Origin of the sequence: Fulvitalea axinellae, from assembly GCF_036492835.1 — a bacterium.
Taxonomy (GTDB): Bacteria; Bacteroidota; Bacteroidia; order Cytophagales; family Cyclobacteriaceae; genus Fulvitalea; species Fulvitalea axinellae.
In genome coordinates, this window is the sequence record NZ_AP025314.1 from 795044 (window position 1) to 812428 (window position 17385).

The window sequence follows — 17385 nt, forward strand, 5'->3', positions numbered from 1 at the left end:
TGACCGCCTTAATCTCTCGGATTTACGTTAGACCTCCATTTTTTTGCTAAAAAATCACTTATACATAATAAAAAGTGTTTATTTTTAATCATTTGGTGTGTAACCATGCATTTTGATTCTTTTTTAAAAATATTTTAATGAAAAGATTTAATTTTCAATTATTTGTTTGCTTGATTGTAATTCTCTCTTCTACGACTCTACATGCCCAAAAAAAGCTTCGTTTTGGATTCAAGGGAGGAGTGGTTTATTCTTCTTTTTATGGTGATCACCTCAAAAATGTCAAAGCGAAAGTTGGTTATCAGGCTGGTTTTTTAGCCGAATACAGAATCTCTGAAAAGTTTGCCATACAGCCAGAGGTTATTTATTCCTTGGAAGGTGTAAAAACTGACGGTGATGTTGATATGGACATAAACTCGCACTATGCGAACATACCACTCATGTTGAAGTATTACTTAACCGACAAGATCAATATTCAGGCAGGGCCCCAGATTGGATTTATCATACTTGGTGCCCAAAAGACTAAAAGGGAAGATATCGACGTGACAGGCCATTTTAAGGATGCCAAATTTGATTTTAACTTTGGTGCGGGGTATGAACTCACGGAAAAACTAAGCTTGGATTTGCGTTATACTCTGGGGGTGACAGACGCTATGTACAGCTCTGTTTATCAGTTTGGTAGTGGAATAGAAGGGGAGGCCAGAAGCTCAAATTTCCAGTTAGGCATGTCTTTAATGTTCTGATATATTACCCTGTACAAGGCGGAGCGATCATTGCATTTTACCAGTATTCAAGTCTTCGGAAATACGACCTAAGAGCTGTTTAGCCTTTGTCTTATACGCTTTATTTCAAAACTTCCTTAATTCAACAATATCGAAGCCGTAAAAACAGACTTCCTGTCCGTGTTTACGGCTTGTTTTTTATCCCAGGATTTTTTGAGACTCTATAGATATCCTATATGTAGTTCGTGCGCTTCGTTTGGAACGTTGCTGAAGATCGTCGCCTCCGTTTCTATGCCACAGAAACCGAATAGGGAAGCGGTGCTTGACATCTTGTCCGATTGGATTGGCGAAAACTAGTAGCCTGTTTAAGCTAGCAGACTAGGCGGACGAATCGATTTGTCCGTAATGTAAATGATTTTTACAATTAACATGATTTAACAACTAGGTGTGAGTTTTTATTATTGAAACAATACATATTGAGGCTAATGAAAGATTTAATTAACATTTTAAGTTATTTTTTATGAAAAAATTATCTTTTTATTTGTTGATGTGTTTGTGTTCGCTGGTTGCCTCAACGGACCTTTTGGCCCAAAAAAAGTTACGGTTTGGAATGAAGGCGGGTGTCGCTTATTCTTCTTATTATGGCGACAATATTATGAAAGTCGCTCCTAAGACGGGCTTTCAGGCCGGATTTCTTTTTGATTATAGACTTTCGGAAAAATGGGCGATACAGCCTGAATTTATCTATTCGGTAGAAGGCATTAAGTTTGATAACGGAAGCCGTGCGGAGGTAAGCTTGGGGTATATTAACATGCCGATTATTTTCAAGTATTATGCGACTGAGAAGCTGAGTTTGCAGGCTGGCCCCAAGGTCGGTTTTCTTACTTGGGGAAAAATAAAAGAAAAAGGTGGCAGTGGAGACGCAAGTGGATATTTCAAAGACGGTAAGTTTGACTTACAGTTTGGAGTCGGCTATGATCTCATGAAAAACCTGGCCGTAAATGTCAGGTACACTTTGGGCGTTACGAACGCAATGAACTATCCGTTGGAGACAGGATGGCCCGCAAGCGACTTTGGAGGGCTAAGTGGAGAAGTGAGAAGTTCGGTTTTACAGGTCAATTTGGTTTTTAGGTTTTGAAGATAGGGTTGGGGGATAGGGTTTGCTATCCCTTCCTTCTATTTACTGTCATCGCTTAAGTGTCCAAAATTCCAGTTTAGTCGGACATAGTATAATACGAATGTTTATAGAATGTCAGAAGGTCAAGATTCGCCCCGTACTGGGGCTTTTTTTGTTTTTTGGGTGTCAATAATCAAAAAATCGACAGACACAGGCAACGTTTTAGCAACTCTCCCCTCTTCATTATCGAACGCCTCGTTTTTCACGCTTGAAGCTTGGGCGTTCCGAATCATAACACATGAATTTTTGCGTCTCGCTACTGCTGCGGGACGCACCTATCTTTTTTTGATTATGAGAACATTTATTATCGGTGTCTTTTCGGCACTTGTCTTTATAACGGCTCAGGCCCAAGATCCCGCTACGGAATACGGGGGATACGGAAGGGTATTCTTTAAGGGCAAACACTGGATTTTCGGCGGTAGCCAAAATTTCACGGAGAACAATTACATCTGGAGCAGTCCCGACGGGAAGACGTGGACAAAAGAGGGGAGTGGCCCTTGGGGAGCCCGGGCCTCGGTGGGCTGTTTGGTATTCCGCGACAGGATTTACCTGATAGGGGGAGGAAAGTCCGGCGCGTCGTCCAAAGGCCTTAACGATATATGGGTGTCGGACAACGGCACCTCATGGAAAAAGCAAAGAAAAATTCTGCAAAGCTCTTCTTACGGGCTTTATTCCCCAAAGGTGATCATATTCAAGGGGAAACTGATGATCCTTAACGGTCAGAAACAACTCCTTTCCTATGCCGAAGAACATTTTAACGGCACGGTGACCTATACCGAAGACGGAGAGAACTGGAAAGAGAAAAATTGGGAGCACGACAGCTGGCACGACAATGTGGACGGCGGGATTTTCGAATATAACGGAAAACTCTGGAGGATGGTGGCCGATCCGTATTTCGGGTACCGTTTATCGGAACACAACAAGAAGTGGGGGCTTTATTTTTCCGAAGACGGGCTTGATTGGACCAAATACGGAAACGACGTGGACGAGGGCTTTTTCTCTATGTTTGACGGTAAGTTCAGGATCGAAAACGGGGAAGCCGTAAGGTACCGTGATTGGGGCAACCCAAACAGCCAATACGAGGAGCGTTTCAAGGAAAGCGAGCTCAAGTTCCGGGCTATCGCCGACACTTTAATACATACCAAAGAGCCTGAAACATTCGAGCGAACGGTGGTAATTCGTTATCCCGGCGCTTTTGACCAAGGGAATGTTTCGGTATCGGTAAAAGGCGAGGAGACTTGCCAAGCTACCGTAAGCGAAGTCACGTCCGTTAACGGCGAATACGCCATAACCTTGGAGTGCACGCCTACAGGGCGGTTTGGCCGTGCCGATATTACCGTGACCTACAAAGACTCGGGACTTGAAGAGTCGCAGACTTTTGCGGTAGTGGCGAACGATAATTTGAATATCGCGCCGTTTAGGGCTGTGCATAAGATTTGGAAAAGTTTTCCGCGCTACCTGTTCGTTACGGCGGCCACAAAGGAGGCGCTGGCCAAGGGGGAATATACCTTGACAGCGAAAGTCTATAACAGGAAGATGGAATTGCTGGGGGAACAGAGCGGTAATGTCAAAGACGACAACACCCATATGTTTACCCTTGCCATCAGTACTTTTGGCGAGGATAGTTATAAGATTATCCACATGAATTTGTCGCAGGGCGACGAAAACTACTCTTACTACCAGTACACGCTTACCGATGACGAAAATGTGCCGCCGTTTTTCGAAACCCAACCCAAGGCCACGGCTATTAAGGGAAATGAGGAATTCCGTTACGCCGTCGTGGCTTTTGACGCCAACGGAAAATTTCCCGACCTTGAAGTCAAACAGAAGCCGGATTGGCTGGAATTCGAAAATGACGATGACGGTACCGGAACGCTGAAAGGATCCACGCCGACTACGGGCGAGTATGGGGTGGTGCTGGTCGCAACTGACGGAGAAAATGAGACCGAACAGCGTTTTGTGATCAAAGTGGATGGACAAGCGCCCGTTACCGAAAATGTGCTGGATATTGAGATGGACAACAAGCTTAAGGTGTATCCGAACCCGAGCTATGGGCAGATCAACTTTAAAGCGGAAAAAGGCAAGCCGATAAAAGCCATAAAGCTTTATTCCAATGACGGCCGTTTGGTGGCGGACAGGGAACTGGTAGCCGGTGAGGGCATCGTGAACTTGTCGGGTCTGTCTCCGGGTGTTTACACTGTCTGGGTTTTTACCGAGCGTGATACCGTGAAACGAAAAATAGTGGTCCGTCGCTAAAAAAGGAATTTTATCCAAACCCGTGTATATGAAGGCGCCGAGTTGATGGTTTTTCCATTGGAAATTCCGTGATCACGGCGCTTTTCTTTTAATTAAGGTTTTAGTTCGAGTATTTTCTCGGTTTTAGTCGAGAGCCCTTGATAGCTTTATGGGCAATGGTAGTGGAGGAACTTAATGAAGCGGTGTTTTCGAGCCAAAAATACTGAGTGTCGTTTTCAGCGGATAGATATTGAAAAGCGCTTAAGCCTTTATGCTTAGGCGCTTTTTGTATATGGTACGGGCCATTATCGTCTCATCCCAATCCCGGAAGGGCGCCCCCTGACTTTGTGCCTGTTAAATTCCAAATTCTGTTTCGAGTCATTGGACTTTGCTCTAATCATCAGGATGAAAGGTATAAGGATAGAAGCGAAAAAGGTGAGATACAAAGAGCCTATAAAAAAGAAGGAGATTACGGCGACCGCCACAAAACTGATCGAATACAGAATGACCCTGTTTTTAAGAATTTCAACCAAGGTGTAATCGGTTGCGACAATGTTATCGACATGATATTCATGTTCGGTATTGCAAGAGGAACAGCTTAGTGTGAAATTCTCGTCCACGTTCTTGGCGTACTCTAGCCGATCATCAATTTTATGAGGAAATTTGATTTCACTACGACATTTTTGACATTTTACGATTAGCTTCATTTTTATTAGTTTAAATAATATGAATTTATCCATTCAGGGTGAAGTGGATATAACCAGATGGGTGTGTATATGCTAATTTAGTAAAAACACCTACATTTAATCATGTATTCAAGGTTATGTTCGGAGTGCATTGTGTTTTGATGTGTGAGTGAATAGTGGGGGGTAGATAAAAAATAAATTTTCCGATAATTTTTTCACTAATAAACTTTTGTGGAGATGGATCCTATAGTGGAAGGCGTTAGTAACGTCGTTGTTTTTCAAATTGTCTATTTTGTTATGCTTGTAACGGGAGTCGTTCTGGTCTTGATCAGTCGTCGGCTCTCTATTGCGGAAAAAGTGATTTGGGTATTGCTGTTTGTGTTCCTTAACTTTTTCGCTTTGATCCTTCTTTCTTTTAGACAAAACGGATCCGAAGTTCACAGGAGCCAACGCAGAAGGCTCGATCTTGATAGGAGGAGGGGAGAGCGTTGAGCTTTCTCACATTTTTTCGAAGAAAGACATCCGGGGCTTAATATCCATTGTCTATCGGTTCTTTGTATTTTTAAATAATTGATAACGAGTCGGTAAATGTGGTCGTGACACTAATGACGTAGAAATGTCGCGCTAACGGCGCAAGGATCTGTAGTGATGGAAAGTACCTTGCTGTCGTAAATTTTAAACCGGAAAACATGAAAGAGACCGAACTGTCACGCAAGATCAAAAATTTGCGCTTACGCAAAGGTTATTCGCAGGAAGAGTTGGCCGAACATGCGGGCCTAAGCCTGCGGACTGTCCAAAGAATAGAGAACGGCGAAACGGAACCACGTGGCGATACGCTAAAGCGCTTGGCCCAAGCTTTGGGTATCGGCCCTGACGAGTTGTTGGATTGGGCCGTGGAGGAAGACCCTTCCGCCCTGCTTGCGCTGAACCTTTCGGCGTTGTGCTATTTGCTGTTTCCTCTGTTGGGCGTGATCGTTCCCTTGGTGATATGGGTTTTCCAAAAAGACAAAATCCGAGGTATAAACGAGGTGGCCAAAGACTTGCTCAATTTTCAGATTACTTGGGTGTTGGCGTTATTTGGCGGGTATATCCTGCTGTTTGTTATCGTGTTCTCCAACCTGACGATTGTCGGCCCTTTTTCCTTTTTTCTGTTTTGGGGCGGTATGTACTTTTTCAATGGGCCGTCTGTGGTCAGGAATGTTTTGAGAATCAAAAAAGGGGAGCCGGTCCGGTATGAGTTGAAGTATGAGTTTATAGGTTGAGGTAGGAGGGTAATGGCTTTTGCGTTTGTTCCTTCTTTCGAAAATAGTTGATAACCTTAAAGAGTTTCTTACCTAAAAAGAGGAACCCCAGGTTTTAGTCTAGGGTTCCTTGTTGTATTGCGAGCGTTTACCACCCCGGATTCTGCGTAAGTTCTGGATTCAGTTGTATTTGCTGAGTCGGAACGGGGAACAGGTAGTTTTTGTCCGAGAATTTCCTTTCAGATGCCTGTTGGAAAATCACGAAGCCGTTGGCGTCGATGCCGTCGGCGGCCAAATCGGCGAAGGGAATGATGCCTTTCCATTCGGAGTTCTCGTACTGGATGCCAGCTATCGGTTTAGACAGCTCGTCCACGGCTGTTTTCCACCGTTTGAGGTCTTCCAGACGTTCGCCTTCGAAGGCCAGTTCCACGGTACGTTCGCGACGGATTTCGGTGAGCATGTCAAGTCCGTTGGTTTGAACGAATCCGTTTGTGAGGTGGGGCATTCCCACACGGTCACGCAGTACGTTAATGCTCTTGTCCAGATCGGCGTCGGAGATGGTGCCAGCCAATTCGTAAGTGGCTTCGGCGTAAATCAGCAACACTTCGGCGTAGCGGATAATATGGTGGTCGTTGAATTCCTTATAGTCCATACGCGGTTGTCCTTCGCCTTGCATTTTCCAGACCCTGTAGCCTGTTTTCCCCCAATAGAATAACTGAGGTTCGGCTTGGTATACGTAAGAGCCTTGGTGGGTCCAAGTCTCGTCGCCCACTTTTACTATCGACTGCGAACAGCGCGGGTCCCGGTCTTCAAATTCCGAGGTGAAAGTTCCGTAACCTTTGAACATCGGCGATTTGTCAATAGGCAGGCCGTCGGCGCAAAGGAACATATCCACCATCTTGCGCGTAGCCGAGAAGTTCGCTTGGTTGCTGTTGGAATAGCCGTGTGTGGAAACCTCTTCCCAGTAACGGCGATGGAATATCGACTCGGTCTTTTTGCCCAGACTGTTGTCGTCGCCTTCGGCAAGAAACAGTCGGCGGAAGCTTTCGTCGCCGGAGCTGTTGTAGAGGGCGTATTCTCCGCTGTTGATTACCGTAGCCGCGGCAGATTTGGCAACATTTAGGCGTTCGTCTGTTTTGGCGCCCCCGTGGTATTTCGACCATGTGCCTTCGAAGAGGGCGACTTTGGCCATCAGTGCGTTTGCGGCGCCTTTGGTTACCCTGCCTAATTCGGATGCCTTAAGGTCGCTGCGTTCGGGCAGGTTGGCTACTGCGTATTCCAAATCCTGTAAGGCGAAGTCGATAACGTCGGTACGAGTGGTGCGGGGCAGGTAAAGCTCCTCGGAACCGGTGGAGAGGACTTTGGTCACTAAAGGAACATCGCCGAAGAGGCGGACGAGGTTATAGTACCAATAAGCCCTGAAGAATTTGGCCTCGGCCACGTAGCGTTTCACGTCGAGGTCTGCTTTTTCTTCGGCTTTTTCCACCAAGTAGGTCGCTTTCCTGATTCTGGCGTAGGCGTTGCCCCAGTTTCCGTCATTTTCTGGCGCCAGGTTAGTGCCGCTACTTACGTTGTTGTTACTGTTGCCAAAAGCCGTATCGGCGTCTCTACCCGCAGGCAAACCGGGGAGGTCCAGATAAAAGTTATTGGCGTAAAGCTCAAAATCTCTGGCCGTGTTCCAGAAAGATGGATCCGAAACTTGTGTCTCGGGTTTAAAATCGAGGTCGGCCTCGCAGGCCACCAGCATGCCGGCGCAGAAAATGCCGGCTATTATCTTTATAAATGATTTTTTCATCTGTATGTCCTTTTTAAGTAAAGGGTAAAGAGTCCAGAGTAAAGAGTATTAATCGTTAGGTTACTCTTTGTGGCGCTCTCTTTCTGTATTGTTCTGTAGTCATGTACTCTTTACCCTTTACCCTTTACCCTTTACTTTATACTCTTATCAAATCAGAACCTGACTTCCAGTCCCAGCGTGTAGGTTTTGGCGAATGGGTATGAGAGGGCCGAGCCCGGAGGTTGTTCCGGATCGTAGCCGCCTTTCATATTGTGGAAAGTAAGCAGGTCGGTGCCGTTGGCGAACACTCTCAGGCGATTGATTCTCAGTCTTTCTGTCAGGTGTTTTGGGAAAGTGTAACCGACGGTTACGTTCTTGAGCCTGAGGTAAGCGCCGTCTAGGGCGCGGAGACGGGACGCTCTCCAGTTCCATCCCACGATGCCTTTGTTTGTCGATAACCTCGGATATTCCCCCTCACGGGCTTCTTTTACTACGTTTCCGTTGCCGTCCATTTCTGCCGGTTGGTAGGTGGTGTTGTGGTACATGGCGTTTGGCTTATACCATTTGGCTCCGCCTTGGTATGGCGCGCCGAACTGCCCGCCCAAATAGGTGGTCTTTTTGCCTACTCCTTGGAAGAATAAGGCGATGTCAAAATTGCGGAAAGAGCCGCCCATATTTACGCTGTAGTTGTAGCGTGGCGAGGTGTTGCCCAAGTAAATCAGGTCTCCGTCCTCGTCTTCGTCGCCGTAGGGGTCAATACGCCCGTTGCCGTCCACGTCGCGGTAGCGCGAGTCGCCCAGTTGGATGTTTTGCTGTACGCCACTCATAGCTTTGAATTCGGCAAGCTCTTCTTCGGTCTTGATCGGGCCCATGTAGTCGTATCCGAAATAACTGTTTATAGGATATCCTTCGCGAGTGCCTACCAGCCCGGCGTTGTAGGTGTCTTTGCCTCCCAAATGGGTCAGTTCGTTTTGGCTGTCGGAAAGTGCGCCAGTGACAAAGTATTGGAATCCGCCGATCTTGTCACGCCATGAGAGTGAAAGTTCCCACCCTTTTACTTCCAATGTTCCTTCATTTACTTTTGGCGCTGAGGCGCCGAGAGTTTGCGGGAACACTACGTTAATCAACATGTTTTCGTTCTCCTTACGGTAATAATCGAATGAACCTTTAAGACGGCTGTCAAGCAAGGCGAAGTCTACGCCGAAGTTACGGGTGAGCATTGTTTCCCAAGTGCCCTCCACCGACGGTAATCCGCCGAGTGTGGCACGTGCGGTTTTCGATCCTGAGCCAAAAGGATACTGCTTGCCGATATCGATGGTCTGGATATAGCTGTAAGCGTTGGCTATGGATTGGTTGCCTGTCTCTCCGTAAGAGGCTCTCAGCTTCAGGAAGTCAAGCACGGGGACGTTTTGCATAAAACCCTCTTCCGAGACGGCCCAGCCCAATGATACGCCAGGGAAGAATCCGTCCCTTACATCGGGGTGGAATTTGGAGGAGCGGTCCCGGCGGAAGTTGGCTTCGATCAGGTAGCGTCCGGCGAAGTCGTAGTTGAATCGGCCGAAGTAGGATTCGATTCCCCATTTTGACCCGGATTGGCTGTTGAACTGTTCTTCGCTGTTGCCGAGAGGGAGAGCGAAGAGGTCGTTACTGATAAGATCCTTTCTCCATGCGTTGACCCTGTTGTTGGAGCTTTCTTCGTAAGAATAACCGGCGGTCAGGCCGAAGTTGTGGTTTTCGCCCAAGGTACGGGTGTAGTTGAGAAAGCCCGTAAGGTTTTTATACAGCCCTTTGTAGTTTGAGAATTCTACTCTGTTGGGATTGTTGACTTTGGCGGTAACGGCTCCGTTCCAATGGTAACGCTCGAAGGTTGGGCGTTCGATTTTGTAGTCGTCGAAAGAGTGGTTGTAACCTATTTGGCCTACGGCTTTTAGTCCTTTGGCTAATTTTACGGTAGCCTTGAAGTTAGTGCGTAGGCGGGTGAGGTTGTCATAACGGCGGGCGCCTTCGTCCAAGAGCTGGAGAGGGTTGGTGAATCCGCCCCATGTGTAGTATTGCGAACCGTCGGCTATATGTGTTGGCGCCATCAGGTTAAGTCGCTGGTATTGTTGCAGAGGGCTTTCGTCCGTTTCGTCTATTTCCCTACGCTCGAAAGCTACGATGGCGTCTACGTCCAGCCAGTCGGTTACGTTATAGCTATAGTTTAGCTTGAGGTTGTAGCGTTCCATTACGTTGTTTCCTATGGAAAAGAAACCTTCGTCCTTGATGTGGCCGAGCGATACCCTGTACTTGGATTTGTCTCCGCCACCGCTCAGGCTAAGTGAGTTGTTGCGGATGTAGCTGTTGTTGAAGAGTTCGTCTTCCCAGTCCGTTTCTCCGTAGAAGTAATATCTCGGGTTGTTCTTGCCCTTGTCCTGAAACCACTCATCCACGCCGTCCACGCCGGTGCCGTCCAAGAATTTTTGATAGATATCGTCCGGAAACCACAGCGCTTCGCCGGCGTTTGACTGTGCTTCGCGGTGCATCTCGATGTACTCCATCATTGTGGGCTGGTCGTACATTCCCTGCGGGGTTTTTACTGTCAGGTTCGATTTGAACTCGATAGTGGGTTTTCCTTTCTCTCCCGTTTTGGTGGTGATAAGGATAACGCCTCCCGCCGCTCTGGATCCGTAAATGGCAGCCGCCGCGTCTTTAAGCACTGACATGCTCTGGATATCGTCGGGATTCAGTAAGTCCAGCGAGCCGGGGAGGCCGTCGATAAGGACCAATGGGGAACTTCCGCCGTTTACCGACGAGAAATCACGAAGTTGTAAGCTAAAGCCTTCGCGTCCGGGTTGTCCGCCATTCCGGGTAATGGTAAGGCCAGGGATGGCGCCTTGCAATGCGCTGTTGACGGTGGTTACTGGACGCGATTCCAAGACTTCGGTATCGAGAGACGCCACGGCGCCGGTGAGCGACGATTTTTTCACCTCGCCATAGCCCACTACCACTACTTCCTCAAGCTCGGCCAAGTTCGGAGCCAGCATGATGTCGATGCGGGTCTGGTTTCCGACCATAATCTCTTGGGCCTTGAAGCCTACGGCCGAGAATTGTAACACGGCCGATTTGTCAACAACCAATGTGTAACGCCCCTCAAAGTCAGTGGCCGTACCTGTGGTAGTGCCTTTTATGATGATATTGACACCGGGCAGGCCTTCGCCACTTTCGTCAGTGACCGTTCCTGACACTTCCGTTTTTTGTGTCTGCACGTTTTCGGTAGGCTCTGTGGCGGTTTTGGCGGGCTTCTTCCGGCCAAATACCACTATTTGGTCCCCGACGATTTTGTAATCGAGGGAATGCTTTTTAAGCAGGTCTTTGAGCGTTTTTTCCAAAGCGAAGGTTCCCTGTAGGCTTACGCGTTCGCGCAGTTCCACGTCGGCGTTGCGGAAAAGGATCCGTAATCCGGATTGCTTGCCGATTTCTTTGAGTACGGCTTCGAGCTTTTCGTTTTGGCAATTGAGCTTTATTTCCTGATCGAGCCCGGCCAATGCGGGAGCGGAAAACAGCCAGAGTAAAAAAAACGGCAATAGAATTCCGCGCTTAGGCCACCTTGGCAAAGCGTTTTGTAAAAAAAAATTCATAGTTTTAGATGGATTTGAAAATGGAAAATCAAATTTCAAAAATCGAAAGGCGGACCGTGAATCTGTCTTTCAGTGTTTACGGTCAATAGTCGGCGTTTTACATAGGCGTATTTTTTAAAGTGTTCGACATCGGTTTCCCCTTGGGTATTCTTAGCCTTAAAGGCATCGGGCGGAGCCCAACGTTAGCAACAGTTCTTTACTTGCCTTTTGGCGCGGTGATAACGATAGTGCCGTTCTGGAATTCGAATTCGAAGTCTCCGGCCATTTTTAGCCTTGAAAAGGCCTCCGTGGCCGATTCGTTTATAAAATCCCCGCTAAAGCGTTCGGTGCGCAGAGCATCGTATCTGTTTATTACCTTAATGCCATACCAACGTTCCAAACGCTTGGCCAACAGCGAAAACGGTTCGTTTTGGAACACCAGCCTCCCGTCTTTCCAAGCCGTGAATATATCGGTGTCGTCCAAGGTCTCTTTCCGGGCTTTGTTGGCCTTTATGTCATAGTAAAGGCTCTGGGACGGACGGAGCTTTACGCCCTCCGGATAACCGAGTTTGGACACCCCCACGCTGCCTTCAACCAGCACCGTACGGACTCCCTGCATTTCGGGATAGTGCGTAACGTTGAATTGCGTGCCGTATACTTTTATTTCCAAGTCCGAGACCTTCACTAGGAAAGGCTTTTTCTTGTCTTTCGCCACCTCGAAACAGGCCTCCCCCTTTAGCTCCACGTTTCTGGATCCGGCGGGGAAGGCTTCGGGATAGCGGAGTTCGGTGTCTGAGTTTAGCCATACTTTAGTGCCGTCCGAAAGTACCAGCGAGAAGCGTTTGCCTTTGGGTACTCTGACGGTGGTGTATTCCGCTTTGCGGGTAGAGCCGGAAGCGGGGCTGTATACCAATGGCGCGCCCGCTTTTTTGCTGGCCGTAGTGTGGCGTCCGGAAAATACGGCGGACGAGCTGTCGGCCAGCGTGGCAGATCTTCCGTCGGGAAACAGGATACTGATCTCGTCGGAAGCGGAGGCTACGGTTTTCTGGCCAATCTCGTGTCCGGTTGGCGTTCTGTTCAGAAAAAGAGCCAAGCCGGTAATGGCCAAGACCAGTAAGGAAGCCGCCCAACCCAGCCTATAAATGCGGACGTTCTTCGCTTGTGCCCGTTTTATCCTGTTTTCCAGCACTTCCCAAGCCTTGTCCTCATCGGCTACGGTGTCGGCCAGTTTGTGCCCGGCTCGGAACGATTCTTTCCAAAGTTCCGCTACTTTGGCGGTTTCCTCGGGGCTTAGTCCGCTTTCTCCCCCTCTTTCGAGGCTACGGGCCAGCGCCCTGTCCATATCCTGCTTTTCCTGCATTTTCCCCTCCGTTTTTTGAATTGACGATTTGTGCGGGACTTACCCTGACAGCTCCGCGAAAAAAAATTATTTTTCTCCGTAATGGGTCCAGATATATAGGAGTACGATCAGGTATTCGGCCAGCTCCATACGTAGTTGCTTTAGGGCGCGGCCCATTTGGGTTTCCACCGTCTTGACGGAGATATTGAGGGCTTTGGCTATCTCTTGGTATTTCAGTCCACCAAACCGGCTCATTTCGAATATTCTCCGGCGTTGTTCGGGCATTCCGGTTACGGCTTCCATAATGGCGGCGTGGAGGTCTTCGGCAATGGCGTATTCCTCGGCGGTGTCGCTGGCGGAGGCGGGTTCCGTGGCCAACAGTTTTAGGTATTCCGTACGTACCTTGTCCCTTTTTATTCTGTCGAGAAAAGCGTTGCGGACAGAGCGGACCAGATAGGCCTTGAGGGAAGTGCCGGCCCGGATTTGTCTGCGCTTTTCCCATATTCTGAAAAAAACGTCCTGTACCATATCCTCCGCTTCGTGGGGATCGTGGCAGAGGGCCAAACCATAGGCGAGCAAATCCCTGTAGTGGCTACGGAATACGGATTCCAGCGCCTTGAGATCCCCACGCCTAAGGTTTTCCGTCAGGGTGATGTCATCCTGCATAATGTTTCGTCGTTTTGGCCAAGTGTCCGTAAGCCGAAGGCCTACTGCGCAGTGCGGTACCAAAAAAATTATCTTGGGCAACTTGACTAAAAAAACATATCCGAGTCAAACGCTTGTGTTTTAGTCTTTGGGAGATACAACATTTCGCGTGTTAATTGACTCAAAAGGAAAAGTGTTGATGCGTAAATACAAAGGGCCGAAATGCTGGACTGGGCATAACGTGTAGTCTTCAAGGTCATTTGTGTTTTGGGGATGGGTTTGAGTAGAGTGATTTGTGATTGAAGTTTCTAATAATGTGTATTATAAAGAGTTGGAATGTGGTGGGTGTTCCAAAAATCCATTTGTACTCGACCATTTATCAAAGTTGAAAAGCTGAAGGGGGTATTAAGAAATATCGCCCGCTTTTTGGGACGTTTTATGATGTCGTATTTTTCATGGGTAAACGCCAATGCCTTGCGCTAGTCGTCGTTTTACACTTTTGAAAAAGTTTGTTTATTCCAAGGGCCTTCTATGCGCATTCCTTATCGTCTGAAAAAAGAGAACCGAAAGAATGAGGCTGGTCCGAAAGCGACGGCCCGGTTCGGCGTGGGTGGTGCGCAACTTTTAAAAGGGGAAGGCTTTGAGGAAAGCGAAGTGATTCAGGCGGTGTTGAGGCCTATGCGGGTAAGTGTTCGCAAGACCAAGACAATGCTATACGGTTTTGAAGAAGGAAAGCTGAAGCCCCGCAGGGAAGTGGAACTGGACGCCGGCCGGAAACTCTTGGTGGACGACGAGGTGCGTTACCAGCTTCCGGAGGGGGCTACGGGGCATAAGTCTTGGAGTCTGGGCGTTTCGGCTGCGGGGCGAATACTGGTTGACGCTAATGACTTTCAGCCAATGGCCGTAAAAGCGGATTTCGGATCGTTTATGGCGTACTTGGAATGGATTTGGTCCAAGAGACAAGAACTTTTGCGGAGCAAATTCCGGGCGCATGATATGGTGTATTCGGGCAATATCTTGCTGGGGGAGCCTGAGGCTCCGTTGTATTCCGACGCTCAATTTGCGGATTTGTTGGCGGGAATGATGACTCACCGTCCGGCAGAGGCGGTGGCTTTGCACCAGTATTTTTCCCGGAAGAATTTTGTCCGTTCGGAAGCGGTGCGCCGGAATCCGGAAGCTTTCGCACAGGGTTTTATGCATTTCCCTAAACGCCGGCCTTCGGGGCGCTATGTGGTGAGACACCGGGTATATATCAACGTAAAGCAAGAGCATTTGGGGACGGTGGCGGATTTTCTGTTGCGCAATTTGGTTGACTGCTCGGAACGGCGGGCGTTTAATATGAAGGTTTGCTGTTCACAGGAAATCGTAAAACGCCGGGAGTCCATTGTGCTGTTTTTCTCTTCGAATTCCGATTTTATGGAAAGTTTGCCTATCCTGAAGGGATTTGCAACGGCGCACCCCGATTATTTTATCCATGATTTGCCCGCCATGACTTTGCCGATAGCGCATGGAGTTGGGTATGGGGAAGAGCCGATAAGAGGCTTCGAGGCGGGTACTACAGAGTTTGAGGATATTCCTGTGGCGGATTACGAAGGTTTGCTGGAAACGTTCCGTGGCGATTTGGAAGTGGGCAAAGCCGAATCCGGAATTGGCGCTGACGGCAAGTTTCAGCTTAGCCAGACGTTTTTGTCATTGCGTGAGCCCTTGGCGGATGCTGAGGGAGGCAAGCTTCCCTTGGTTCCGTTTTCGTTGTTTGCGGGTTTTGAAGAGCTGTTCCGCAGATTGATGCCTAAGGCTAAATTGACGGATTATACGGAGTTTTTGGAAAAGCAGAAACAAAAATACACGCCGGGCGGTCCTGCCGATTATGACCCGAACAGTTCGTTTGGAGGTTTGCGTTGTTCGTTAATTGCTGACGCGTTGTTGGATTCGGCCGAGGATTTCGAGGCGTTTGTGGGCAATGTTATCCATAATTTTGCGGTGGCAGACGTGGACTTCTTCGCGCCTAGCCGTAATCGTAGAGTCTCTTGATTTTGAAATACAGAGTGCGTAAACAAAAAAACCGCCTTGCGAGGCGGTTTTTTTGTTGTGTATCTTTTTCCGGGATCAATGTTCGAACGACTCGTAGAAGTCGGCGGCCTTCATAAGGCCTTTCTCGTTGAGTATCCGGATTTTTTTTCCTTGCAATGCTATCAGCTTGTCGCCTTTAAATTCCGAGAGCAGTCGAATGACAGTCTCGGTGGCGGTACCGATAATGTTGGCCAAGTCTTCTCGCGAAAGGGCAATGTCGATCAGGGTGCTTTGGCCTTCCTCGTCCATGCCGTATGTTTCCTTGAGCATAAGCAGGGTTACGGCCAACCGTTCCCTTACGGATTTTTGGGCTAAGGTAATCAGCTTTTGTTCCAGTATGCCCACTTGTTTGCAAAGTGCTTTGCTCATTCTGCGGAAAAATACCGGGTTTTCGTGTAGAAGCCTCAGGAAATCGCTTTTGGGTACGTAGCAGATCGTCGCCTCTTCGATTACAGTGGCCGAGGCCGCATAGAATTCCTCGCCGATCAGCGCGCGATAACCCAAAAAGTCTCCGGGTTTGCCCAGACTGATGATGTGTTCCTTGCCTTCGGAACTCATCTTATAAACCTTTACTTTTCCGGAATGGATGCAGAAAAGTCCCAGCGGACGAGTCCCCTCATAGAAAAGCGTTTGGCCTTTCTTGTAAGTAATTGATGTTTTGTTCTCGTCAAGTTCGCCTAATTCCTCCATGCTCAGCTCGCAGAAGTGCGAGCATCCCCTTGATTCGCAATTTAGGCAACTAACAGATACGTTATTTTTTCCTGCCACAACACAACAGTTTAGCTTTCAAACATCGTTATTAGCGAGTTTCGCCAACCCTCTCAAAAAGCGAGTTCCGATTTAGCTCGCTCCGAAGTACCATAAAGCTCTACAAAGTTAGTTTATAGATGCTTCAATTGCTACAATTTCTTGGAGCAAATCACCTCTGTCAGCTCTTCCGGGTTTCCGGTAACGTTGTCGTCAGTCCGTTTCCCGTTTAGCTTCCGGCTAAAATTAAGCCTGATCCAAAGCTTAGTACAAATACTAAAGCCGTGAGTGCCATTTGTTTTAGGAAGGGATCCAGCCTTTTAGGGTTTTCACCGTACCTGCTAACACCCAGTGAGTTATATATCATCATAGGAACGCTTACGGCAAATAAAAATTGCCAATTCGAATGATAATTGATCAGCGTGTAGATTACGGCCAGTATTAACCCTAAAGAGAGTAAGAAAAAATGATAAAAAACAGCTTTTTTTATACCTATTCTCACGGGGAGTGAGAATTTGCCCGCTAATCGATCGGATTTTACGTCCCGGATGTTATTTATGTTAAGAACCGCCACGGCGAATAATCCACAACTGATGGCGGGAAGAAGATCGGAAAACTCCAAATTCCGGTTATAAAGGAATAACGACCCCATCACGCCTGTGAAGCCAAAGAACAGTAAAACGGAAAGATCGCCAAGGCCGGCGTAGCCGTAGGGCTTTTTTCCAGCGGTGTAGGTGACGGCCGCAAATATTGAAGCCAAGCCCAGGCCGAGAAAGAAGAGAAGCGCTTTCCAGTCGGTTCCCAAAGCGATGTAGAGTAACGCTACGCCGGAAACAAAGGCCAATATGCCGCAAACGTACATTCCGGTTTTCATGGCTGCGGGACTGATAGCGCCCGCCTGTACGGCCCTTGACGGCCCTTGGCGCTCCACGCTGTCGGCGCCGTGGATGGAGTCGCCGTAGTCGTTGGCCAAGTTTGACAATACCTGCAAAAGGGTAGTGGTCAGTACCGAAAGCCAGAATACCGGCGCCGAATACTCGCCTCTGGAAGCCGCTATAAAAGCCGCCATGCCTATACTGGCCAAAGCCAAGGGGAGAGTCCTGAGGCGGAAAGCCGAAATCCAGGCTTTCGCCGTTGATGTTTTATCGCTCATCTT

At 48.2% G+C, this 17385-nt stretch carries 11 protein-coding genes; 5 read left to right on the top strand and 6 right to left on the bottom strand.

Translation table 11 applies throughout. The features are described from left to right. Positions 1-137 precede the first annotated feature (137 nt). The 4 genes from AABK39_RS03290 (at position 138) to AABK39_RS03305 (ending at position 6079) form a co-directional block, all read left to right on the top strand. A complete protein-coding gene (locus AABK39_RS03290; RefSeq protein WP_338393492.1) occupies positions 138-740 on the top strand; it encodes a porin family protein in 603 nt (200 codons plus the stop codon). A 499-nt stretch (positions 741-1239) separates the two neighbouring features. After that, complete coding sequence (locus AABK39_RS03295; RefSeq protein ID WP_338393493.1) at positions 1240-1857, top strand: porin family protein; 618 nt, start codon at positions 1240-1242, stop codon at positions 1855-1857. 330 nt (positions 1858-2187) lie between these two features. Next, positions 2188-4152, top strand: a complete 1965-nt coding sequence (locus AABK39_RS03300; protein ID WP_338393494.1) for a T9SS type A sorting domain-containing protein — start codon at positions 2188-2190, stop codon at positions 4150-4152. A 1354-nt stretch (positions 4153-5506) separates the two neighbouring features. Beyond that, complete coding sequence (locus tag AABK39_RS03305; RefSeq protein WP_338393495.1) at positions 5507-6079, top strand: helix-turn-helix domain-containing protein; 573 nt, start codon at positions 5507-5509, stop codon at positions 6077-6079. Positions 6080-6206: 127 nt separating this feature from the next. Here AABK39_RS03305 and AABK39_RS03310 read toward each other — a convergent pair whose 3' ends face one another. The 4 genes from AABK39_RS03310 to AABK39_RS03325 all read right to left on the bottom strand — a co-directional run bounded on the left by AABK39_RS03310 (position 6207) and on the right by AABK39_RS03325 (position 13433). Then, on the bottom strand, positions 6207-7853 hold the full coding sequence (locus AABK39_RS03310; RefSeq protein ID WP_338393496.1) for a RagB/SusD family nutrient uptake outer membrane protein: 1647 nt from the start codon (positions 7851-7853) through the stop codon (positions 6207-6209). Positions 7854-8005: 152 nt separating this feature from the next. Beyond that, a complete protein-coding gene (locus AABK39_RS03315) occupies positions 8006-11449 on the bottom strand; it encodes a TonB-dependent receptor (RefSeq protein WP_338393497.1) in 3444 nt (1147 codons plus the stop codon). Positions 11450-11645: 196 nt separating this feature from the next. Beyond that, a complete protein-coding gene (locus tag AABK39_RS03320; protein ID WP_338393498.1) occupies positions 11646-12788 on the bottom strand; it encodes a FecR family protein in 1143 nt (380 codons plus the stop codon). Between the two features lie 66 nt (positions 12789-12854). Continuing rightward, positions 12855-13433 (bottom strand): RNA polymerase sigma factor, encoded by a 579-nt coding sequence (locus AABK39_RS03325; RefSeq protein WP_338393499.1) that lies wholly within the window; start codon positions 13431-13433, stop codon positions 12855-12857. A gap of 510 nt (positions 13434-13943) precedes the next feature. Between AABK39_RS03325 and AABK39_RS03330 the strand changes: the two genes are divergently transcribed. Beyond that, entirely contained in the window at positions 13944-15443 is a 1500-nt protein-coding gene (locus AABK39_RS03330; RefSeq protein ID WP_338393500.1) for a T3SS effector HopA1 family protein, read from the top strand. Between the two features lie 75 nt (positions 15444-15518). Here the strand turns inward: AABK39_RS03330 and AABK39_RS03335 are convergent, their stop codons facing one another. Together AABK39_RS03335 and AABK39_RS03340 are read right to left on the bottom strand one after the other, a co-directional pair. Beyond that, positions 15519-16250 carry a Crp/Fnr family transcriptional regulator gene (locus AABK39_RS03335; RefSeq protein ID WP_338393501.1) on the bottom strand — a complete coding sequence of 244 codons (732 nt, stop codon included), beginning with the start codon at positions 16248-16250 and terminating at the stop codon, positions 15519-15521. Positions 16251-16458: 208 nt separating this feature from the next. Next, a complete protein-coding gene (locus AABK39_RS03340; protein WP_338393502.1) occupies positions 16459-17382 on the bottom strand; it encodes a 1,4-dihydroxy-2-naphthoate polyprenyltransferase in 924 nt (307 codons plus the stop codon). Between the last annotated feature and the right edge of the window lie 3 nt (positions 17383-17385).